Consider the following 19,916-nt stretch of genomic DNA (forward strand, 5'->3'; position numbering starts at 1 on the left):
ATTAATGTCTCGGCTCTATAATATTATATTTTTCATAACGTATTGGAAGTAATTTGGGCCGACTCCTGTGGAAAAGCACTGGCCGAAGACTACAGGCTAAGGCTGTGTCCACGGAAAGCGTGCACAAAAAATTGCCCACAAAAACGGAGGCTTTAGCTAAAGTTTGAAGAGTCTGAGACATCTATTTTTGTCCCAGACTCTTCTTTCCTATATAGTATATTAATTTAATAAAAACGTGCTACTAATTTATCATATTGCTCTTTAGTCAATGCCTGATCTGTTGATTGAACAGTATCTCCAATAATTTGTTGTAAGGAAGATTTAGATGAGACTGTTTCAACGTAATCACCTCTTGTAGACGGGCCGTCAATAATATTTACGCTACCATCAGTGAAATAAACAAGTCCAATATTCTTGATTTGTTGATTGAGTTTCTCATATATCTTAGCCTCTAAAGCCTGTGTATTGATAGATGATTGTTCAAAAGGATCATAATTATAAAAATCATAGGTTACAGAATTATTTTTAATACGTTCAATGAATGTATACGTTGTCGAACGTGTTGATTGAAACTGACTATGAAATTGATTAGCAATATAACGTCCTACAGTTTGGTCTATATTATCATTCACTTTAGATTCATTGCTGTTTGTTGTATCTGCAGTGAAATGATAAAATGTTTTTTGCTTCCAATTTTTAACATTGATATTAAAAATGCCTTTTTCTGTAATTACAACATAATCGAAAGTTCTAGCGTACTCAAAAAGGGGATGTTTTACAGCTAAGTTACCAGTAGCTATAATATCAAAATGTTGAATGACACCTTCGTTTTTATATTGATTTAAGATACTATTTAAATCTTGCTTCGCTTTTCTTAAACCATGATGGTGCGTATCATTGTTTCCATCTATATTCAGCATTTGATTTTTTAATTGTGTATTTTCTCGAGTTACTGTACTTATTTTTGTAACTAATTGATCTTTTGAATACGTTTCAGTTTCAAGTTTATTTTGCATTACTCGATGGTCAATTATTACAATAACAATTAATAGTATTATAATTACAATTAATATTAACGGGAAAAACATATGTATCATCCTAATCTTATTTAATTTTTTATTATATCTTATTTTACGCTTTTATTTAGTTTAGCACAAATTCTATAATTTTAAATTAGTATATTAGTGCTATGACAATAGAAAGACCATTACTTACAAAAGCAATATTTTGATGTAATATTACTAAATAAATTTTATTGGTTCTTTAAAACTGTTGTGGAATTTGTATAATTCAAGTCATTAAACAGTTATAATGAATTACGCACAATATCTTTCAATGAAGAAGGTGAATAGCAAGTTGAGCAATATAAAACAATATTTTGAACATATCATAGAAACGATCCAGTGGGACGATATTATTGCATTTGATAATCATCCGTTTGCTTATAAAATGATAGATGAACTATATAAAGCAAATATAAAAATATCAGTAATAAGTTATTCTACAGATATTATAAGGTATGTATCAAAATATACAGATTTTAATATAATCATTCCAAATGGTATGGTTGATAGCGCTAGTCATGTGATACTAGGCAAAGGTGTATTAGAAACCTTTTCAAAATACCAAATTCGCTTTTATTTTGTTTCAGCACCTTTTATGAATGAAGATAAGTTATATCAAACCGTACCTGCAATAGCAGAAATACAAAATACGATAAAGAACTGTACTCATAGTGTGCTCCTAATGAATAGACCAGATCCTATTATTGGAGATTCAAATGGGCAATACATAGAAATTGGTGATTTTTAAAGTTATTTGTGCTTTATTTCACATTTTTGCGTTTAATGCATTGAAAAATGCGCATACAAATTATATAATATGTATTATTGGAAGCGCTTACTTTGATAGGAGGTGCACTTTTGGATAATGAAAATAATGAAAAAGTTAAAGACATTGTAAAATCTTTAAATGAAAATGTACCTAACTTATTTAAATTTAATGGTGAAGTTGCCAAACAACTATTTTTACGTGACGAATTTAACCTAAATGGTAAAGTTGATATCAGCGTTGAAAGAAAATTTTTAGGTGAGGTCTTAAAATATATTCCTAATGACAATCGTAAGGTGCTCCACGATACCAATCACGCATCATCTAATTATGACGAATTAAATTTCGAAAATATTACACATGCAGAAATATTTGAGGGTAAAAAATTAATTATGACTATCATTGTCTATGATGTTGTAGATGAAGAATGGATGTTTAGATGGAATCATAATATTCGATTGCCAGAAAAAAATATTTATTTTCACTCTATTAAATGGGATGTAGACTATATTAAGCCAGAAATCGTTTTAATGTATGAATTATTAGATCCTATTGATTATCATCAATTACCAAATTATAGAAGTGTTATAGATTCATTGAGTTATTATCAATTTGTAATACTACGTTTAGTAGTGGGCGATGAAAGAATTAATCAAGTGCTTATATCAGAGAAAAAAGCCATATAAAATCCTTCAAATCATTGGAAAGTTTAACCAACAGATACAATGAATTTGAAGGATTTTTGTTTGGCTTGATTTATGAAATATTATTTAAAGCGAGTTTGAATTTGTATGACTTCAATCATATCATTAAAACTACTTTAAGTATCTTTTGATTTATATAACGATAATAAAAGCTACTTAAGATTTTAAACATATGCCATTATAACAATATTCATAAGTGGATTTGACTGCTTTATCGGCATCAGAGACATGTATACCAAACATGATTGATATCTCTGATGCCCCTTGATTCATCATTTTTAAATTGATATTCGATTCAGCTAACGCGTGCGTAATTGTATTTGCAGTACCGACAATTCTATGCATACCTTCACCAACAATCATTAAGATAGCTAAATCATGTTCCACACTTAACTCATCAACATCGCAATTTTTTCGAATGTCATTTAAGACTTGTTCTTCTCTATTTTGGATTTCTTTGGAGCGCATAATAATACTAATATTATCTATACCTGATGGCATATGATCAAATGAAATATCATAATCTTCTAAGACAGCTAATATTTTTCTTGTAAAACCAACTTGTCTATTCATTAAATATTTTTTAATGTTTAAAACTGTAAACCCTTTATCACAACTAATACCACTGACAATGTTATTAGAATTTATTTCTCTATCATGGCGAATATATGTACCAATATCATCAGGTCTATTTGTATTTTTTATGACAACTGGAATTCTATCTTTGTGTAAAGGTTGTAAAGCTTCATCGTGAAACACTCCAAATCCAGCATAAGAAAGTTCACGCATTTCTCGATAGGTAATTTCATCGATGACTTCAGGATTTTTAACAATCGTAGGATTTGCTCTAAAAATACCAGAGACATCAGTGAAATTTTCATATAAGTCTGCCCGTACACCTCTAGCTACTATAGCACCTGTGATGTCAGAGCCACCTCTTGGAAATGTAACAATATAATTTTGTCGTGAAACCCCAAAGAATCCAGGAATTATGAGTTTTTCATTATATTCACGTAATTTATATAGCGTATTATAAGATTGCTCTAAGATTTGTGCATTTTGTGGTAAATCAGTAACTTGAATGCCTGCCTCACCAGGAGATACATATCTTGTAGGAATACCTTGGCTATTGTTATATTCTGCAATGAGTTGCGCATTAAAATCTTCTCCACAGGATAGTAATGCGTCTAATAAACGAGAAGGTTTATCTTTTAATGTAGCAATGTATGACTCTAATGTTTCATCAATTGAAGTTAGTAAATGATAATCCATGTTTAATTCATTTATGATATCTGCGTATCTTTGAATGATTTCTTTCTTTTTAGACGTGTAATCTAATCTATCAATCACTTTTTCATACAAACGAATTAGTAAGTCCGTTGTTTTTACATCTTCGCTGTGACGTTTACCCGGTGCTGATACGATGATAATTTTCCGATCAACATCTGAATTTACGATATTTAATACTTTTTTAATCTGTTCTGCATTAGAAACAGAACTTCCTCCAAATTTAGCTACTTTCATTGTAAATACCAACCTTTCTAAAAAATCAGAAAATTTTGTTTAGTTTTTATCACAGGAGTGATAGGATAGATATACGATTAAATATTGAACCTTTACAAAAATAATGAATGAATTTATACTATACCATATTCAAGTATTTTTCAACTGTACAATTGTATTTTTAAGAAGAACAACGGAGGAATGAAGTTATGAGAGAATTAAACGTAGCCTTACTTGGTTTAGGAACTGTAGGTTCTGGTGTAGTTAAAATTATAGAAGAGAATAAAGAACAAATTAAAGAAACAATGAATAAAGATATCAATATTCGACACATTTTAGTTAGGGATAAATCAAGACAAAGACCAATAAATGTGTCGAGTTATCATTTAACAGAAGATATTGATGAAATATTAAATGATGATTCAATTGATATCATTGTAGAAGTTATGGGTGGTATTAAACCAACTGTGGATTGGCTAAAACGTGCATTAAGTCAGAAGAAACACGTCGTAACAGCAAATAAAGACTTATTAGCAGTCCATTTAAATGTATTAGAAGATTTAGCGCAAGAAAATGATGTTGCGTTGAAATATGAAGCAAGTGTTGCAGGTGGTATTCCTATTGTAAATGCTATAAATAATGGGTTGAATGCAAACAACATTAGCAAATTTATGGGCATACTGAATGGTACGTCTAATTTTATTTTAAGTAAAATGACTAAAGAGCAAACAAGTTTTGAAGCTGCCTTAGACGAGGCTAAAGCATTAGGTTTTGCAGAAGCAGATCCTACAGATGATGTAGAAGGTATTGATGCGGCAAGAAAAGTGGTCATTACTTCTTATTTATCATTTAACCAGGTTATTAATTTAAATGATGTCGATAGACGTGGTATCAGTGATGTTGAATCTGAAGACATTCAAGTTGCAGATCAATTAGGTTACAAAATTAAATTAATCGGTAAAGGTACATATGAAAATGGACAGGTACAAGCTTCAGTTGCACCGACGTTCATTAATAAAGCGCACCAACTTGCAGCGGTAGAAGATGAATTTAATGCAATTTATGTTATTGGCGATGCTGTTGGAGAAACAATGTTTTACGGAAAAGGTGCAGGCAGTTTAGCAACTGGTAGTGCTGTAGTCAGTGATTTATTAAATGTCACATTGAATTTTGAAACTAACTTGCATACATTACCGCCTCACTTTGAATTAAAAACTGAAAAAACCAAAGAACTGATGGATGAATCAGAAACTGTTTCACTTAAAGAGAAAGAAAGTTATTATGTTGTAGTTCAAACTGATGGTGAAGAAGTAAATAAAGTTGAAACGTTACTTAAAGGTCAATTACCGTTTCATAAATCATTGGCTGTAACTGAGCGAGATGCTCATACGGTTGGTGTTGTAATTGTTGGTATAGATGAAAATCCTGAAGCATCCATCACAGAATCTGGATATATCGTTAAGAAAATTTATCCAGTAGAAGGAGTTTAATAACTATGAAAAACTGGCAAGGTTTAGTTGAAGAATTTAAAACATATTTACCTGTAAATAAAGCAACACCATCACTAACATTAAATGAAGGACATACGCCACTCATATATTGTGAACGGATGTCTGAAAAATTAGGCATTGAACTCCATGTGAAATATGAAGGTGCGAATCCTACAGGCTCTTTTAAAGACAGAGGTATGGTTATGGCGATGGCCAAAGCCAAAGAAGAAGGGAAAAAAATCGTAATCTGTGCATCGACAGGTAATACGTCAGCATCTGCAGCTGCATACGCTGCTCGAGCTGGCTTAAAAGCAATTGTAGTAATTCCTGAAGGTAAGATTGCACTAGGTAAATTATCACAAGCTGTTATGTATGGCGCAGAAATTGTTTCAATCGAAGGTAATTTTGATGAAGCATTAGAAATCGTGCAAGAAGTTGCAAAAAATGGAGAAATCGCATTAGTTAATTCAGTCAATCCTTATCGACTTGAAGGTCAAAAAACTGGCGCATTTGAAGTTATTCAACAATTGGGTGGTTCGGCGCCTGATATACTCTCTATACCGGTTGGTAATGCAGGAAATATTTCTGCATATTGGAAAGGTTTTAAAGAATATAGTGATAAAAATGGCACTCAATTGCCTAACATGTATGGTTTTCAAGCAGAAGGTGCCTCTCCTATCGTTCAAAATAAAGTTGTTAAAAATCCTGATACAGTGGCAACAGCAATTAGAATTGGTAATCCAGCAAGTTGGGATAAAGCGACGAATGCACTAGAAGAATCAAATGGTTATATTGATAGTGTGACAGATGAAGAAATTTTAGAGGCATACCAATTAATGGCTCGCAATGAAGGTGTATTTAGTGAACCAGCAAGTAATGCATCAATTGCAGGATTGATAAAGTTACATCGCGCTGGTAAATTGCCTCAAGGCAAAAAAGTTGTTGCAGTTCTAACAGGTAATGGACTGAAAGACCCTGATACAGCCATTTCACTATTAGATAATCCAATTAAACCATTACCAAATGATAGACAGAGTATTTTAGATTACATCAAAGGGGCACTATAGCATGAAAGAAGCGTTACATTTAAAAATTCCGGCATCTACAGCTAACTTAGGTGTCGGATTTGATTCTATAGGAATGGCTTTAAATAAATTCTTATATTTAGACGTTACTGTGAACGATGAAGATCAATGGTCTTTTAATCATATTGGACCTAATGTAGATGAACTGCCTAATGATGAGAGCCACTACATTTACCAAATCGCACAAAAAGTTGCTGAAACATATGAAGTTGAATTGCCAAATTTAAATGTAGAAATGAGAAGTGAAATTCCTTTAGCAAGAGGATTAGGTTCATCTGCTTCGGCTTTAGTGGGTGCATTGTATATCGCTAACTACTTTGGAGATATTGAACTATCTAAATATGAACTATTACAACTTGCGACGGACTTTGAAGGGCATCCAGATAATGTAGCGCCAACAATTTATGGTGGTCTTGTGCTTGGTTATTATAACGGTGATACAAAAGTTACAGATGTCTCCTACATTGATACACCTAAAGTTGATATTATTATAACGATACCAAGTTATAAATTAAAAACAATTGATGCAAGAAACGCATTACCTGATACATTTTCTCATGAAAAGGCAGTTCAAAATAGTGCAATTAGTAATACGATGATTAGTGCATTAATTCAACATAATTATGAATTAGCTGGAAAAATGATGGAACAAGACGGTTTCCATGAACCTTATAGACAACATTTGATTCCAGAATTTCAAACAATTAAAGGTATTGCGAAACAACATCTAGCATACGCAACAGTAATTAGTGGTGCCGGCCCAACAGTACTCACATTAATAGCACCTGAACGAAGCGGCGAATTAGTACGTGCACTAAAGCGTGAATTTAAAGATTGTAGATCAGAACTTGTTACAATCAATGAAACAGGTGTAACGACTAAAGTATTGTACCAACGTTAATAATCTGTTGTAATATAGAATATAGACGTTGAAGGGAGATTAGCAACATGGGTAAGTATAAAATGGTAGTCATGGACATGGATGACACATTGATGAATAATGAAAATCAAATGAGTCCAGAGACAGAATCTTATTTATTAGATATACAAAAACAAGGATATAAAGTCGTATTAGCATCTGGTAGACCTACTGAAGGCATGTTACCAACTGCTAAAAAATTAAAACTTGATACATATCAAAGTTATGTAATTAGCTATAATGGTGGTAAAACTGTCAATGTGAATACTGAAACTGTAGAAAAAAGTCGAACGGTAACTAAGGAAAATTTCGATTTAATTGTGGATTATTGTCGCAAAAATAATTTATTCATTTTAACATATGAAGATGGTCATATTGTTTACGAAGGTGAACATGAATATATGAATATAGAATCGGAATTAACTGGGTTACCTATGGAACATGTAAATGATTTAAAGGATTTCATCCAGGATGACGTGCCTAAAGTAATGGGTGTAGATTATGTATCAACTATCTCAAAACTTAACACTGACTTAGCTGGTCACTTTAATGAAGATATAGATGTAACAACAAGTAAGCCGTATTTCTTAGAATTTATGGCTCAGGGTGTTTCTAAAGGTAATGCAGTAACAGATTTATCTAAAAAATTAGATATTGCATTATCTGAAGTAGTTGCATTCGGAGATAGTTCAAACGATATTTCTATGCTGCAAGTGGTCGGTCATGCTGTTGCTATGGGCAATGCCAATGACCAGGTGAAAGCAGTTGCTAATGAAATTACATTGAGCAATAGTGACAATGGCATTCCACATACATTGAGACAGATTTTATAAAAGTTAAAGCGTTTAATGTATTAATATCGTTTTTGTAATTATTTGTTTGTATGCGCACTGAAATTACGATTTGTAGTATTTAATAAAAAAGAGGTTAGAACTTCAAATAAAAGTCCTAACCTCTTTTTTAATAGATGTATTTATTTTGCAGTATGTGTCCATTCATTTTTACCTCGATGTCGTTTTACATGTGCATAGACATGGTCTGCAGCATAATCTAGGTTTGTATAAACAGTGATTGAAAATGCGGACTGATCCTCCTCAAATGTTTCTTCTAAAAATAGGTCTTTTAAATGTTCAAAGAGGCTTTCCATTTGTGAATGCTCTAAACTACTGTATTCTCTTAGTGTGCGTTTGATTAAGCGTTGATGCTTTTCCTCAAGTGATTGCACAACTATAACGAAACGTTCTTCAGTCTCTAATATGTCATCAAATAAATTCGTTTGTCCAACCATAGTTTCCACCTCTAGGTTAAGTCATTATTATATGTTATTATACTACACTTCTTGACCAGTGAAAATATCCTTACTTCTATAATTAAATTGTTAGCAAATTAAAAAACATCGGAATAAACACATAACAGTTTATTCCGATGTTTTAATTTTAATTATAATCGTGTCTCTTCAAATCCATCTCACTGAGTTTGACGATTTTAGTTTTCTTAATAAATTTGTGAACGATATAAATTACAAATAAAATAATCATAGGTGCTAAATTTCTAAATAGTGCGGCAAAATCTCCAGATAAAGCAGCATCTAACGAGTTACCAACAAATAAGAATAATAACGCTATAATGACAATAATTGGTCCAAATGGATAAAACGGTGCTTTGTAAGGCAACACTTCATTTGGATCTTTATTTTGTTTCTTAATAGCAGAGCGTAACCTAATTTGTGATAAGATACTAGACGCCCAAATCACAATAACGAGTGATCCTATAATATTTAATAACGAGAACACTATATCTGATTTGAATTGCGCTAGTATTATGATGAACAATACAATTACAAATGTAGCAATTAATGCAGTCATTGGTAATTTTGTAGTCTTGTTTAATTTAGATAAGAACTTAGGTGCTTGTCTATCTTCTGCCATAGAGAATAACATTCTACTTGTAGTATAAATCCCAGAATTAGCTGCTGATAATAAAGAAGTTAAAATAACTGCATTTATTACTGAAGCTGCAAATGCAATGCCAACACGATCAAACACAATGGTAAAAGGGCTTTGAGAAACCGATTCGTTTTTATTCAATAACATTGGGTCTGTATAAGGAATAATTGCTGATATAACTGCGATTGATAATACATAAAAGAGTAAAATTCTCCAGAAAACTTGTCTGATAGCTTTTGGCATTGAGCGATCAGGGTTAGAAGATTCGCCTGCAGTAACAGCAACGACTTCTGTACCTCCAACTGAAAAGCCTGCTACCAAGAGGACGCCTAGAAAACCTGAAATACCACCAACAAATGGTGCCTCACCAGTTGTGTAATTCGATAATCCATAAGTTTTCCCACCTAATATTCCTACAATCGTTAATACACCAATGAGAATAAACACGATGATGGTTACAACTTTGATGAGAGATAACCAAAATTCTGTTTCACCGAATGCTTTAACAGAAAATATATTTAATAAGAACAGTAAGCATAAGAATATAATGCTCCATGTGACAGGACTGAAAAATTGAAAAGCATCCCAGTAATAAAGTACACTTGAAGAAATAATAATATCAACGCTCGTTACAAGTAGCCATATTGCCCAATATAGCCAACCCATGGTAAACCCTAATGATTTATCTACAAACCTTGTAGAATAAGAACTAAACGATCCAGAAACAGGATAGAAAGTTGCTAGCTCCCCGATTGATGACATTAAGAAATACAACATAATTCCAATAATTAAATAAGCTAATATAGCGCCACCAGGTCCTGCTTGAGAAATGACATTCCCAGTTGCAACAAAAAGTCCAGTACCAATGGCACCACCAATTGCAATCATTGAAATATGACGAGAATTTAGACCGCGATTCATATTGTTTTGTGCCATAAAAAGTCTCCTATATTCGATTGAAATTTTATATATACAATCCATTTTAATGCTTTTACTGAATACAAGCAATGCTTTTTGTGAGTAATAATTACAAAATGTTTAAATATTGCGAAAATTGTCAATAAAATTAGTGAGCCAATGTTTGCTTTTACGTGGAGGATACATTAAAATAAATACTAGATAATAATTATTATTATCTAGATGAAGTAAGGGGGAAGTAAAATGAGCAATAATAAAAAATTGACAAGCCTTTTCGGTGCGCCAGTCTCAGATAGAGAGAACAGTATGACAGCGGGTCCAAGAGGACCGTTATTAATGCAAGATTGGTACTTTTTAGAACAAATGGCACACTTCGATAGAGAAGTGATTCCGGAGCGCCGTATGCACGCTAAGGGTTCAGGTGCTTTTGGTACTTTTACGGTAACAAATGATATTACACAATATACTTCAGCAAGTATTTTCTCTGAAGTAGGTAAACAAACAGAAATGTTCGCACGTTTTTCAACAGTAGCTGGTGAACGTGGTGCAGCTGATGCAGAACGTGATATTCGTGGTTTTGCATTGAAATTCTATACGGATGAAGGTAACTGGGACTTAGTTGGTAATAACACACCAGTATTCTTCTTTAGAGATCCGAAATTATTCGCAAGTTTAAACCACGCAGTTAAACGTGATCCTAGAACAAATATGCGTAGTGCTCAAAACAATTGGGACTTTTGGACATCATTACCAGAAGCTTTACATCAAGTAACAATCTTGATGACAGATCGTGGTATTCCAAAAGGCTTTAGAAATATGCATGGCTTTGGTTCACATACGTACTCAATGTACAATGATAAAGGTGAACGTGTTTGGGTTAAATTCCATCATAGAACACAACAAGGTATTGAAAACTTACAACCGGATGAAGCGGCACGAACAATTGCAGAAGATAGAGAATCTTCACAAAGAGATTTATTCGAAGCAATTGAAAATAAAGATTATCCAAAATGGAAAACGTATATCCAAGTAATGACTGAAGAACAAGCAAGAAATCATAAAGATAATCCTTTTGACTTAACTAAAGTATGGTATAAAGGCGACTATCCACTAATCGAAGTTGGAGAATGGGAACTTAATCGCAATCCAGATAACTATTTCCAAGATGTAGAACAAGCAGCATTTGCACCAACTAACATTGTACCTGGTATTGACTTCTCTCCAGATAGAATGTTACAAGGACGTTTATTCTCATATGGTGATGCACAACGTTATAGATTAGGTGTGAACCATTGGCAAATTCCAGTAAACCAACCTAAAGGTGTAGGGATTGAAAATATCTGTCCATTTAGTAGAGATGGTCAAATGAGAATTCTGGATAACAATCAAGGTGGTAGTACACACTATTATCCAAACAGTGAAGGTGCATTTGAAGATCAACCTGAATTTAAAAAACCTGGATTAAAAGTAGAAGGCGAAGCTTACGAATATGATTTCCGTGAAGATGACGATAACTACTTCGAACAGCCAGGACGTTTATTCAGATTACAATCTAAAGAACAACAAGAGCGTATTTTTGAAAATACAGCGAATGAAATGCAAGGTACAACATTAGAAGTACAACACCGTCATATTCGTCATTGTTATAAAGCGGATAGTGAATATGGTAAAGGTGTAGCTAAAGCATTAGGCATTGACATTAATGATGTTGATCTTGAAGTTAAAGACTAATTTAACACAATTTAAGAATAAAATAAGCACAAGTTGAATAAACATCATATTTAAAGCCAACGAAATTTATTTCGCTGGCTTTTTTGAGGTAAGGCTTAATTTTATTAACAAAAGTAGGATGACTAGGATTGAAAAGTTTTCAGCGCTGAAGCGCATGAATAAGTCTACTAGCATTTTTATACATAAGAACTACTAATTTTCATAAATAGAAGTAGTAGTTCTTTAAAGCAGTGGGACTTTACATTTTCTATTCAGTCATCTACTGCCTAAACGAAAAAGAGTCTGAGACATCTATTTTTGTCCCAGACTCTATTGTTCAAAACTCAGAACATTAGACTAATATGCTGCTTTTTAAATTAAAAAAACAACATATATTACAAATTCGAATTTTTAAATGTCGTATTTAAAAGATAAGTAATGAAATGTACTACTTAGTTTCACGATGTAACGTATATTTATTTAATCTTGGACAAAATTTTTTAAGTTCAATACGTTCAGGATGATTACGTTTGTTTTTTGTAGAAATATAATTACGATCGCCACATTCAGTACATGCTAATGTAATATTTACGCGCAAAGTTAACACCTCTTTCTTAATAGTAATGATTACGTTTTATAATATTACCACATAAAATTTAATCTTTCAACATTTTAATAATGTGCAATTTGAAGGATTACATTAAAATACATATCCACTAAAAATTAATTAAAGATTAAAGATTGAATAGATAGAAAAATATGTTATGATATAAAACGTAATAATTGCGATTTGTAAAAAGGAGAGGAAAATAGATGGCAAAAAAATCTAAAATAGCAAAAGAGCAGAAAAGAGAAAAGTTGGTTGCACAGTTTTACGAATTGAGAAAAGAACTAAAAGATAAGGGCGATTATGAAGCTTTAAGAAAATTGCCAAGAGATAGTTCTCCTACGAGATTAACAAGAAGATGTAAAGTAACTGGCAGACCTAGAGGTGTTTATCGTAAATTTGGTATGTCACGCATTGCATTAAGAGATTATGCACATAAAGGGCAAATTCCAGGAGTGAAAAAATCTAGTTGGTAATTTACGACTAAAGTCAGTTTACATTTGATATAAAACAATGTATATTATCTATTGGAAAAGATAAATAAAAAAGTTATTGTTCGGAAAAATGATAAAATTATCAATTATTTCAATAATAATGCTCATTAACATCATGAAAATCTTACCATTATATAAAAGTTTTATTAAAAATGTTAGGGGTTTGTTAAAATGAAAATTTTTGATTATGAAGATATACAACTTGTACCAAATAAATGTATTGTAAACAGTCGTTCGGAATGTGATACAACAATTCAATTTGGACCTAGAAGTTTTAAACTACCTGTAGTACCGGCAAATATGCAAACAGTAATGAATGAAACATTAGCGGAATGGTTCGCTGAGAATGATTATTTCTATATTATGCATAGATTTGATGAAGAAGGTCGTATTCCTTTTATTAAAAAGATGCAAGAAAAAGGTTTATTTGCTTCAATTTCAGTTGGTGTTAAAGAACGCGAATTTGGTTTTGTTGAATCATTAGCTGCTGAAAACGTGATTCCTGAGTATATTACGATTGATATCGCTCATGGACATTCTGATTCAGTTATCAATATGATTAAACATATTAAAAAACATATTCCAGAAGTATTTGTAATTGCTGGAAATGTAGGTACACCAGAAGGCGTACGTGAATTAGAAAATGCAGGCGCTGATGCAACAAAAGTAGGTATTGGACCAGGTAGAGTATGTATTACTAAAATTAAAACTGGATTTGGTACAGGTGGTTGGCAATTATCTGCTTTAAATCATTGTAGTAAAGCAGCGCGTAAACCAATAATAGCTGATGGTGGTATTAGAACACATGGTGATATTGCAAAATCAATTCGTTTTGGTGCATCAATGGTTATGGTAGGATCATTATTTGCTGCACATGAAGAATCACCAGGTGAAACAGTGGAATTAGATGGCAAAATGTATAAAGAATATTTTGGTAGCGCATCTGAATTCCAAAAAGGTGAACATAAAAACGTTGAAGGTAAAAAAATGTTTGTTGAACATAAAGGCTCACTTTTTAATACTTTAACTGAAATGCAACAAGATTTACAAAGTTCAATTTCATATGCAGGTGGCAAAGACTTAAATTCATTAAGAAAAGTAGATTACGTTATCGTAAGAAACTCAATTTTTAATGGTGATAGAGACCAAAAATTATAGTAGGTGTTTAAAATCAGAAGACTTTTATTATATATAGTCATTTTTTTGATCATTGTATTAGTCGTCCCTATCAAAGAAACGGCACCTATGACATCGTTACAGCAGCAACTCAAATCGAGTGTTGATAGTTGGACTTCAAGCGAAACAGCAACGAACGATGAACTGAAAGTACCTAATAAACAAGATTTTGCTGTGAATAATATTCAAATGAATATGTCAAAACAGGACGTCGATAACAAACTTGGCAAAGCTAAACGAGTGACATCAAATGAATATGGCACACAGTGGCATACGTATTATTCTGATGATTATAGAGCATTTGTAATGGTAAGTTATATTGATGATAGAGTGAATGCACTTTATAGTAATCAAAATCTAATTTCTTCTAAATCGAAAATTAAATACGGTACACCTAAACAAATTGTGCGAGATAGACTTGGCGAACCAATTAAAGATAAACAAAAAGGTAACGTAAAATTTGATGTTCAAGACGATGAATATGATAATTTTCATAAAGACAGTATTTATACAACGGCATTTTATGATAAACATGAGAACAATAACTTAACTGCGCTTTTACAGGTTAGTGACAAAATGGAAAATCGTTTACAACAACAATATGGTGCACCTTCTGATAATTTAGCCCAAAGTTTCGAACTACAAAACTTTGATTTAGTAAATGCTGAAAGGGTTCAACATAATTTAAATACATTAAGCTATTCATCTAGTATTTCAGATACTGCCAGAAAACACAGTAAAGATATGGCTGATAATAACTATTTTGATCATAACAATTTATCAGGAGAATCTCCTTTTGATAGATTGGAGGCAGATGGACATGATTTCAATGTAGCAGGAGAAAATTTAGCATATGGTCAAGCAAATAGTATTTATGCACACCAAGGTTTAATGAATTCATTAGGTCATAGAAAAAATATACTTAAAAAAGAATTTAATACTCTTGGTGTGGGTGTCGATTTTAATAAAAATAGGCAACCTTACTGGACAGAAAATTATACAGGCTAATGTTTTATTATAGTTGTATACGGGTATCCATGATTTGTGAGGATGGATAAGTTATGACAACAAATAAAAAAGATAAAACAGAAGATATACTTGAAAAAGTTAAAGAAGTTTTAGAAAAGAATAGAAAAAAATAGGCGAATGCGCAATTGCGCATTCGCCTATTTTTTTGAGAGTGTCTTAAATTGCTCTAAATTACCAATTACATTTCTCTAAATAATCCGACCACTTTTCCTAAGACAGTAACTTGATCTAAATAAATAGGGTCCATTGAATTATTTTCTGGTTGTAGACGGTAATGTGCTTTTTCCTTAAAGAAGCGTTTGACTGTAGCTTCATTTTCTTCAGTCATAGCGACAATAATATCACCATTTTCGGCAATTGTTTGGCTTCTAACAATGACTTTGTCTCCATCAAGAATACCTGCTTCAATCATACTATCTCCAACTACATTTAAAATAAAAATATCACTATTGTGTGTAGATGTGAAATGTTCTGGTAATGGGAAGTACTCTTCAACATTTTCAACAGCAGTTATTGGTATACCTGCTGTTACTTTACCAATTACAGGAACATGAATTGTTTCTTCCATATTAATAGGTTCACCTAATTGTTCAGTTACTATTTCAATGGCACGTGGTTTAGTAGGATCTCTTCTAATATAACCTTTTTCTTCTAATCTAGATAAATGACCATGAACTGTTGAGCTAGATGCGAGACCAACAGCTTCACCGATTTCTCTAACACTTGGTGGGTATCCTTTAGCGTGAACAGTTTGTTTTATATATTCAAAAATCTCATTTTGTCGTTTAGTTAACTCTCTCATAATAGGCACTCCCTAATCTAATTTAACCTAATTATAGCATGTGTATATCCGTTTTACAAACGTTTGTTCGTTCCAGTGTTGACACAGAACAAATGTTCTGATAAAGTAACTATACAAACAAACGTTCTAGGAGTGACTATAAATGATAAAAATATATAAATCTCAAATAAAAGCTTATACAACGGTGTTAATTGCAACTATGGTTCTTTGCGCAATTTTTATATTAAGTGCTTATAACAATGCTAATTCAGAACAGACGTACGAAATGACAGATCACCAAATGACGCAACAATCTAACAATAGCGAACAAAACAATACTAAATTGGAGCAGAAAAGCGAACAAGATTCACAACCCGTAATGGCATCAATGTATTAAAATATATATAAAAGACAATGATTAATGATGATAATAAGGTTGGGTTAAGGTGAGCGAAACAATTTAGTTTCGTTCACTTTTTTGTTATATTTTTTATATTAATAATAACGGAGGTTTATAATGTCTCAAAAAGATGGTGTAGATATAAAAAGAATTAATAAATTAGCAAAAAAGAAAAAGGAACAAGGACTTACAGAAAATGAAGCTAAAGAGCAATCGAAATTGCGAAAAGCTTATTTAGAATCTTTTAGAAAAAACTTTAAACAACAAATTGAAAGTACAAGAGTCATTGATCCTGAAGGTAATGATGTCACTCCAGATAAAGTGAAGAAAATTTTAGATGAGAAAGAGAAAGAAGATAAATAGAAAATCAATATTTTGTTAAATAGATATTAAATAAGGTATAATGATATAGAATCTTGTTAGAAGAAAGGAAGTCATTTAGATGAATAAAGAAAAAGATCAATTAGCGGTTGATACGATTAGAGCATTGAGTATCGATGCTGTTGAACAAGCCAATTCAGGACACCCTGGATTACCAATGGGTGCTGCTCCAATGGCATATACACTATGGACACGCCATTTAAATTTTAACCCCCAATCAAAAGATTTCTTTGATAGAGATCGCTTTGTATTATCTGCTGGACATGGTTCTGCTTTATTATATAGTTTATTACATGTTTCAGGTAGTTTAGAATTAGAAGAGTTAAAACAATTTAGACAATGGGATTCTAAAACACCAGGACACCCAGAATTTAAACATACAGATGGAATTGAAGTAACAACTGGTCCACTTGGACAAGGTTTTGCTATGTCTGTAGGTATGGCGATGGCTGAAAAACATTTAGCTGGTAAATTTAATAAAGAAAATGCTAACGTTGTTGATCATTACACATATGTTCTTGCTTCTGACGGTGACTTAATGGAAGGTATTTCTCATGAAGCAGCTTCTTTAGCAGGTCATAATCAATTAGATAAATTAATCGTTTTATATGATTCAAATGATATCTCGTTAGATGGAGATTTAGATAAAGCATTCTCTGAAGATGTAAAAGGTCGTTTCGAAGCTTACGGTTGGAAACACATTTTAGTTAAAGATGGCAATGATTTAGATGCAATTGATAAAGCTATTGAAGAAGCTAAATCACAAGATGTTCCAACAATTATAGAAATTAAAACTGTAATCGGTTTCGGTGCGCCTAATAAAGAAGGTTCTCACGGTGTGCACGGTGCGCCACTTGGAGAAGATGAAAGAAAATTAGCGTTAGAAAACTATGGTTTAGATCCAGAAAAACGCTTTAATGTACCAGAAGAAGTTTATGAAATCTTCCAACAAAGCATGTTAAAACGTGCAAATGAAAAAGAAGAAGCATGGAATAAACTTGTAGAAACTTACAGTAAAGATTATCCTGAGCTTGCAGAAGAATTTAAATTAGCAATCAGTGGTAAATTGCCTGTCAATTATAGTGAAGCATTACCTCATTTTGAAGCTGGACACAGTGGCGCGTCACGTGCAGACTCAGGTGAAGTGATTCAAGCATTAAGTAAAACAGTGCCTTCATTCTTTGGTGGATCAGCAGATTTAGCTGGTTCAAATAAATCAAATGTTAAAGATGCACCTGATTTCGATAAAGAAACGCCAGAAGGTAAAAATATTTGGTTTGGTGTACGTGAATTTGCAATGGGTGCCGCTGTAAATGGTATGGCTGCTCACGGCGGATTACATCCATATGGCGCAACATTCTTTGTATTTAGCGACTACTTAAAACCAGCATTACGCTTATCATCAATTATGGGTCTAAATTCAACATTTATCTTTACACATGACTCAATCGCTGTTGGTGAAGATGGTCCAACTCATGAACCAATCGAACAATTAGCTGGTTTACGTGCAATTCCAAATATGAACGTTATTCGTCCAGCAGATGGTAACGAAACACGTGTTGCTTGGGAAGTTGCTTTAGAATCAGAAGGCACACCAACTTCATTAGTATTAACACGTCAAAATCTTACAACTATGGATCTTTCTAAAGAAACTGTAGAAGAAGGTGTTCGTAAAGGTGCTTATGTAGTATTTGAATCAGATAATGCACCAGAATTCTTACTATTAGCTACTGGTTCTGAAGTTAACTTAGCTATAGAAGCTGCTAAAGATTTAGAAGCTCAAGGTAAAGGTGTACGTGTTGTTTCTATGCCAAACTGGAACGCTTTTGACCAACAAGCTGATGAATATAAAGAATCTGTATTACCATCATCAATTACTAAACGTGTTGCTATTGAAATGGCATCACCACTTGGTTGGCACAAATATGTAGGTACAGAAGGTAAAGTAATTGGTATCGACGGATTTGGTGCTAGTGCTCCTGGAGACTTAGTTGTTGAAAAATATGGCTTTACTAAAGAAAATGTATTAAATCAAATTCAAACATTTTAATTAGTGTAGTGAAAATTGATTTTGTTGGTATGAGAACTTAAGTTCTCATACCATTTTTTATTTTATAATTAAAATAAGCTTATATTTACAAATTGATTTTGAAATTGATATAATACATGAGTCGATAATTTATATAAATAGAGTTGCTCTTGAAAATGAGCACTAATTTTAGTAAAATTCATTAGGATAGGAAAGTGGGTGAAACAATGGCAACTTGGTTAGCAATCGTATTAATCGTGTTAGCATTAATTTTAGGTTTAGTAGGTGGATTTTTCCTTGCAAGAAAATATATGATGGATTATCTTAAAAAGAACCCACCAATCAATGAAGAAATGCTACGAATGATGATGATGCAAATGGGTCAAAAACCTTCTCAAAAGAAAATAAATCAAATGATGACAATGATGAACAAGAACCAACAGGAACAATTGAAGAAGTCTAAATAGAACATCATTAAAGGGCTGGGAGCTACTTGTAAAAAGTAACTTTCAGCCCTTTATTTTTTGCTCTGGCAACACAGTGGCAAAATGACTATGAATTTTTAAATCGCATTTATAAATACATTGTTTAGTATTTCATAACTTCTTTTTCATTATTCGGGTACAAAATTATGAATTAAAAGCATTTGGAATGTTTTTGAAAATAATAATTTCAGATGATGAAAATATACCTTTTCTTAATACTACAAATGTAGATAATAAAGGGTATGAAAGTGCATCAAAAAATCAAAGGAAGTGGTTGATCGATGGTAACACTCAATTCCCAAAATCGATTCAAGTTGCAAAGGTTACCTTCACAGCTGTAACTGATGAAAAAGATAAAATTCACTACCTAACAGATAGTGTAAGTCAAAAGTTATAAGATTAATATATGAATGAGGATATTGAGAATTT

Annotated in this window: 21 protein-coding genes; 15 read left to right on the plus strand and 6 right to left on the minus strand. The window is 32.3% G+C overall.

Annotated elements, in window-relative coordinates:
• Positions 1–224: 224 nt before the first annotated feature.
• A complete protein-coding gene (locus tag ACM595_RS02045; protein ID WP_037538486.1) occupies positions 225–1,088 on the minus strand; it encodes an NERD domain-containing protein in 864 nt (287 codons plus the stop codon).
• Between the two features lie 223 nt (positions 1,089–1,311).
• Between ACM595_RS02045 and ACM595_RS02050 the strand changes: the two genes are divergently transcribed.
• Together ACM595_RS02050 and ACM595_RS02055 are read left to right on the plus strand one after the other, a co-directional pair.
• Positions 1,312–1,812, plus strand: coding sequence for a hypothetical protein (locus ACM595_RS02050; RefSeq protein ID WP_002483400.1), 501 nt, complete (start codon positions 1,312–1,314; stop codon positions 1,810–1,812).
• A gap of 110 nt (positions 1,813–1,922) precedes the next feature.
• Positions 1,923–2,516 carry a hypothetical protein gene (locus ACM595_RS02055; RefSeq protein ID WP_037538483.1) on the plus strand — a complete coding sequence of 198 codons (594 nt, stop codon included), beginning with the start codon at positions 1,923–1,925 and terminating at the stop codon, positions 2,514–2,516.
• 174 nt (positions 2,517–2,690) lie between these two features.
• Here ACM595_RS02055 and ACM595_RS02060 read toward each other — a convergent pair whose 3' ends face one another.
• A complete protein-coding gene (locus ACM595_RS02060; protein ID WP_002483398.1) occupies positions 2,691–4,058 on the minus strand; it encodes an aspartate kinase in 1,368 nt (455 codons plus the stop codon).
• A gap of 188 nt (positions 4,059–4,246) precedes the next feature.
• On the opposite strand from ACM595_RS02060, the gene ACM595_RS02065 reads away from it, so the two are divergent.
• From ACM595_RS02065 to ACM595_RS02080, 4 genes are read left to right on the plus strand one after another with little or no spacing between them, the layout of a single operon-like run.
• Positions 4,247–5,527 (plus strand): homoserine dehydrogenase, encoded by a 1,281-nt coding sequence (locus ACM595_RS02065; RefSeq protein ID WP_002483397.1) that lies wholly within the window; start codon positions 4,247–4,249, stop codon positions 5,525–5,527.
• Positions 5,528–5,532: 5 nt separating this feature from the next.
• Positions 5,533–6,594, plus strand: coding sequence for a threonine synthase (gene thrC / locus ACM595_RS02070; protein ID WP_002483396.1), 1,062 nt, complete (start codon positions 5,533–5,535; stop codon positions 6,592–6,594).
• Position 6,595: 1 nt separating this feature from the next.
• Positions 6,596–7,513 (plus strand): homoserine kinase, encoded by a 918-nt coding sequence (gene thrB, locus ACM595_RS02075; RefSeq protein WP_002483395.1) that lies wholly within the window; start codon positions 6,596–6,598, stop codon positions 7,511–7,513.
• Positions 7,514–7,560: 47 nt separating this feature from the next.
• Positions 7,561–8,364 carry a Cof-type HAD-IIB family hydrolase gene (locus ACM595_RS02080; protein ID WP_002483394.1) on the plus strand — a complete coding sequence of 268 codons (804 nt, stop codon included), beginning with the start codon at positions 7,561–7,563 and terminating at the stop codon, positions 8,362–8,364.
• 140 nt (positions 8,365–8,504) lie between these two features.
• Here ACM595_RS02080 and ACM595_RS02085 read toward each other — a convergent pair whose 3' ends face one another.
• Complete coding sequence (locus tag ACM595_RS02085; RefSeq protein WP_011303205.1) at positions 8,505–8,819, minus strand: hypothetical protein; 315 nt, start codon at positions 8,817–8,819, stop codon at positions 8,505–8,507.
• A gap of 148 nt (positions 8,820–8,967) precedes the next feature.
• Positions 8,968–10,413: an amino acid permease gene (locus tag ACM595_RS02090; RefSeq protein ID WP_037538480.1), complete on the minus strand. Its 1,446-nt coding sequence runs from the start codon at positions 10,411–10,413 to the stop codon at positions 8,968–8,970.
• Between the two features lie 225 nt (positions 10,414–10,638).
• Between ACM595_RS02090 and ACM595_RS02095 the strand changes: the two genes are divergently transcribed.
• Positions 10,639–12,126 carry a catalase gene (locus ACM595_RS02095; protein WP_047503682.1) on the plus strand — a complete coding sequence of 496 codons (1,488 nt, stop codon included), beginning with the start codon at positions 10,639–10,641 and terminating at the stop codon, positions 12,124–12,126.
• 427 nt (positions 12,127–12,553) lie between these two features.
• On the opposite strand, the gene rpmG is transcribed toward ACM595_RS02095, so the two are convergent.
• Positions 12,554–12,703: a 50S ribosomal protein L33 gene (gene rpmG / locus ACM595_RS02100; RefSeq protein WP_011303194.1), complete on the minus strand. Its 150-nt coding sequence runs from the start codon at positions 12,701–12,703 to the stop codon at positions 12,554–12,556.
• A gap of 215 nt (positions 12,704–12,918) precedes the next feature.
• Between rpmG and rpsN the strand changes: the two genes are divergently transcribed.
• The 3 genes from rpsN (at position 12,919) to ACM595_RS02115 (ending at position 15,390) form a co-directional block, all read left to right on the plus strand.
• A complete protein-coding gene (gene rpsN / locus ACM595_RS02105; protein ID WP_002483389.1) occupies positions 12,919–13,188 on the plus strand; it encodes a 30S ribosomal protein S14 in 270 nt (89 codons plus the stop codon).
• Positions 13,189–13,377: 189 nt separating this feature from the next.
• Positions 13,378–14,364 (plus strand): GMP reductase, encoded by a 987-nt coding sequence (gene guaC, locus ACM595_RS02110; RefSeq protein ID WP_041080496.1) that lies wholly within the window; start codon positions 13,378–13,380, stop codon positions 14,362–14,364.
• A gap of 3 nt (positions 14,365–14,367) precedes the next feature.
• The gene (locus tag ACM595_RS02115) at positions 14,368–15,390 is read left to right on the plus strand and encodes a CAP-associated domain-containing protein (protein ID WP_037538476.1); all 1,023 of its coding nucleotides are present in this window, start codon (positions 14,368–14,370) and stop codon (positions 15,388–15,390) included.
• Positions 15,391–15,589: 199 nt separating this feature from the next.
• On the opposite strand, the gene lexA is transcribed toward ACM595_RS02115, so the two are convergent.
• On the minus strand, positions 15,590–16,213 hold the full coding sequence (lexA, locus tag ACM595_RS02120; protein ID WP_002483386.1) for a transcriptional repressor LexA: 624 nt from the start codon (positions 16,211–16,213) through the stop codon (positions 15,590–15,592).
• Positions 16,214–16,355: 142 nt separating this feature from the next.
• Between lexA and sosA the strand changes: the two genes are divergently transcribed.
• The 5 genes from sosA (at position 16,356) to ACM595_RS02145 (ending at position 19,884) form a co-directional block, all read left to right on the plus strand.
• Positions 16,356–16,589: a DNA damage-induced cell division inhibitor SosA gene (gene sosA / locus ACM595_RS02125; protein WP_037538473.1), complete on the plus strand. Its 234-nt coding sequence runs from the start codon at positions 16,356–16,358 to the stop codon at positions 16,587–16,589.
• A gap of 120 nt (positions 16,590–16,709) precedes the next feature.
• Positions 16,710–16,955 carry a DUF896 domain-containing protein gene (locus tag ACM595_RS02130; protein WP_002483384.1) on the plus strand — a complete coding sequence of 82 codons (246 nt, stop codon included), beginning with the start codon at positions 16,710–16,712 and terminating at the stop codon, positions 16,953–16,955.
• A 79-nt stretch (positions 16,956–17,034) separates the two neighbouring features.
• Positions 17,035–19,023, plus strand: a complete 1,989-nt coding sequence (gene tkt, locus ACM595_RS02135) for a transketolase (RefSeq protein ID WP_002483383.1) — start codon at positions 17,035–17,037, stop codon at positions 19,021–19,023.
• A 206-nt stretch (positions 19,024–19,229) separates the two neighbouring features.
• Entirely contained in the window at positions 19,230–19,469 is a 240-nt protein-coding gene (locus ACM595_RS02140) for a YneF family protein (RefSeq protein WP_041080499.1), read from the plus strand.
• Between the two features lie 190 nt (positions 19,470–19,659).
• Positions 19,660–19,884 carry a hypothetical protein gene (locus ACM595_RS02145; protein ID WP_126424484.1) on the plus strand — a complete coding sequence of 75 codons (225 nt, stop codon included), beginning with the start codon at positions 19,660–19,662 and terminating at the stop codon, positions 19,882–19,884.
• Positions 19,885–19,916: the final 32 nt, after the last annotated feature.

The sequence above is a fragment of the Staphylococcus sp. LKG3-1 genome, from assembly GCF_048568385.1.
Lineage (GTDB): Bacteria > Bacillota > Bacilli > Staphylococcales > Staphylococcaceae > Staphylococcus > Staphylococcus saprophyticus.

Excerpts from the sequence above, each read along its gene's own strand:
- ACM595_RS02045 (WP_037538486.1), bottom strand. The coding sequence starts at position 1,088 with ATGTTTTTCCCGTTAATATTAATTGTAATTATAATACTATTAATTGTT.
- ACM595_RS02050 (WP_002483400.1), top strand. The coding sequence starts at position 1,312 with ATGAATTACGCACAATATCTTTCAATGAAGAAGGTGAATAGCAAGTTG.
- ACM595_RS02060 (WP_002483398.1), bottom strand. The coding sequence starts at position 4,058 with ATGAAAGTAGCTAAATTTGGAGGAAGTTCTGTTTCTAATGCAGAACAG.
- ACM595_RS02065 (WP_002483397.1), top strand. The coding sequence starts at position 4,247 with ATGAGAGAATTAAACGTAGCCTTACTTGGTTTAGGAACTGTAGGTTCT.
- thrC (WP_002483396.1), top strand. The coding sequence starts at position 5,533 with ATGAAAAACTGGCAAGGTTTAGTTGAAGAATTTAAAACATATTTACCT.
- thrB (WP_002483395.1), top strand. The coding sequence starts at position 6,596 with ATGAAAGAAGCGTTACATTTAAAAATTCCGGCATCTACAGCTAACTTA.
- ACM595_RS02080 (WP_002483394.1), top strand. The coding sequence starts at position 7,561 with ATGGGTAAGTATAAAATGGTAGTCATGGACATGGATGACACATTGATG.
- ACM595_RS02085 (WP_011303205.1), bottom strand. The coding sequence starts at position 8,819 with ATGGTTGGACAAACGAATTTATTTGATGACATATTAGAGACTGAAGAA.
- ACM595_RS02090 (WP_037538480.1), bottom strand. The coding sequence starts at position 10,413 with ATGGCACAAAACAATATGAATCGCGGTCTAAATTCTCGTCATATTTCA.
- ACM595_RS02095 (WP_047503682.1), top strand. The coding sequence starts at position 10,639 with ATGAGCAATAATAAAAAATTGACAAGCCTTTTCGGTGCGCCAGTCTCA.
- rpsN (WP_002483389.1), top strand. The coding sequence starts at position 12,919 with ATGGCAAAAAAATCTAAAATAGCAAAAGAGCAGAAAAGAGAAAAGTTG.
- guaC (WP_041080496.1), top strand. The coding sequence starts at position 13,378 with ATGAAAATTTTTGATTATGAAGATATACAACTTGTACCAAATAAATGT.
- lexA (WP_002483386.1), bottom strand. The coding sequence starts at position 16,213 with ATGAGAGAGTTAACTAAACGACAAAATGAGATTTTTGAATATATAAAA.
- sosA (WP_037538473.1), top strand. The coding sequence starts at position 16,356 with ATGATAAAAATATATAAATCTCAAATAAAAGCTTATACAACGGTGTTA.
- ACM595_RS02130 (WP_002483384.1), top strand. The coding sequence starts at position 16,710 with ATGTCTCAAAAAGATGGTGTAGATATAAAAAGAATTAATAAATTAGCA.
- tkt (WP_002483383.1), top strand. The coding sequence starts at position 17,035 with ATGAATAAAGAAAAAGATCAATTAGCGGTTGATACGATTAGAGCATTG.
- ACM595_RS02140 (WP_041080499.1), top strand. The coding sequence starts at position 19,230 with ATGGCAACTTGGTTAGCAATCGTATTAATCGTGTTAGCATTAATTTTA.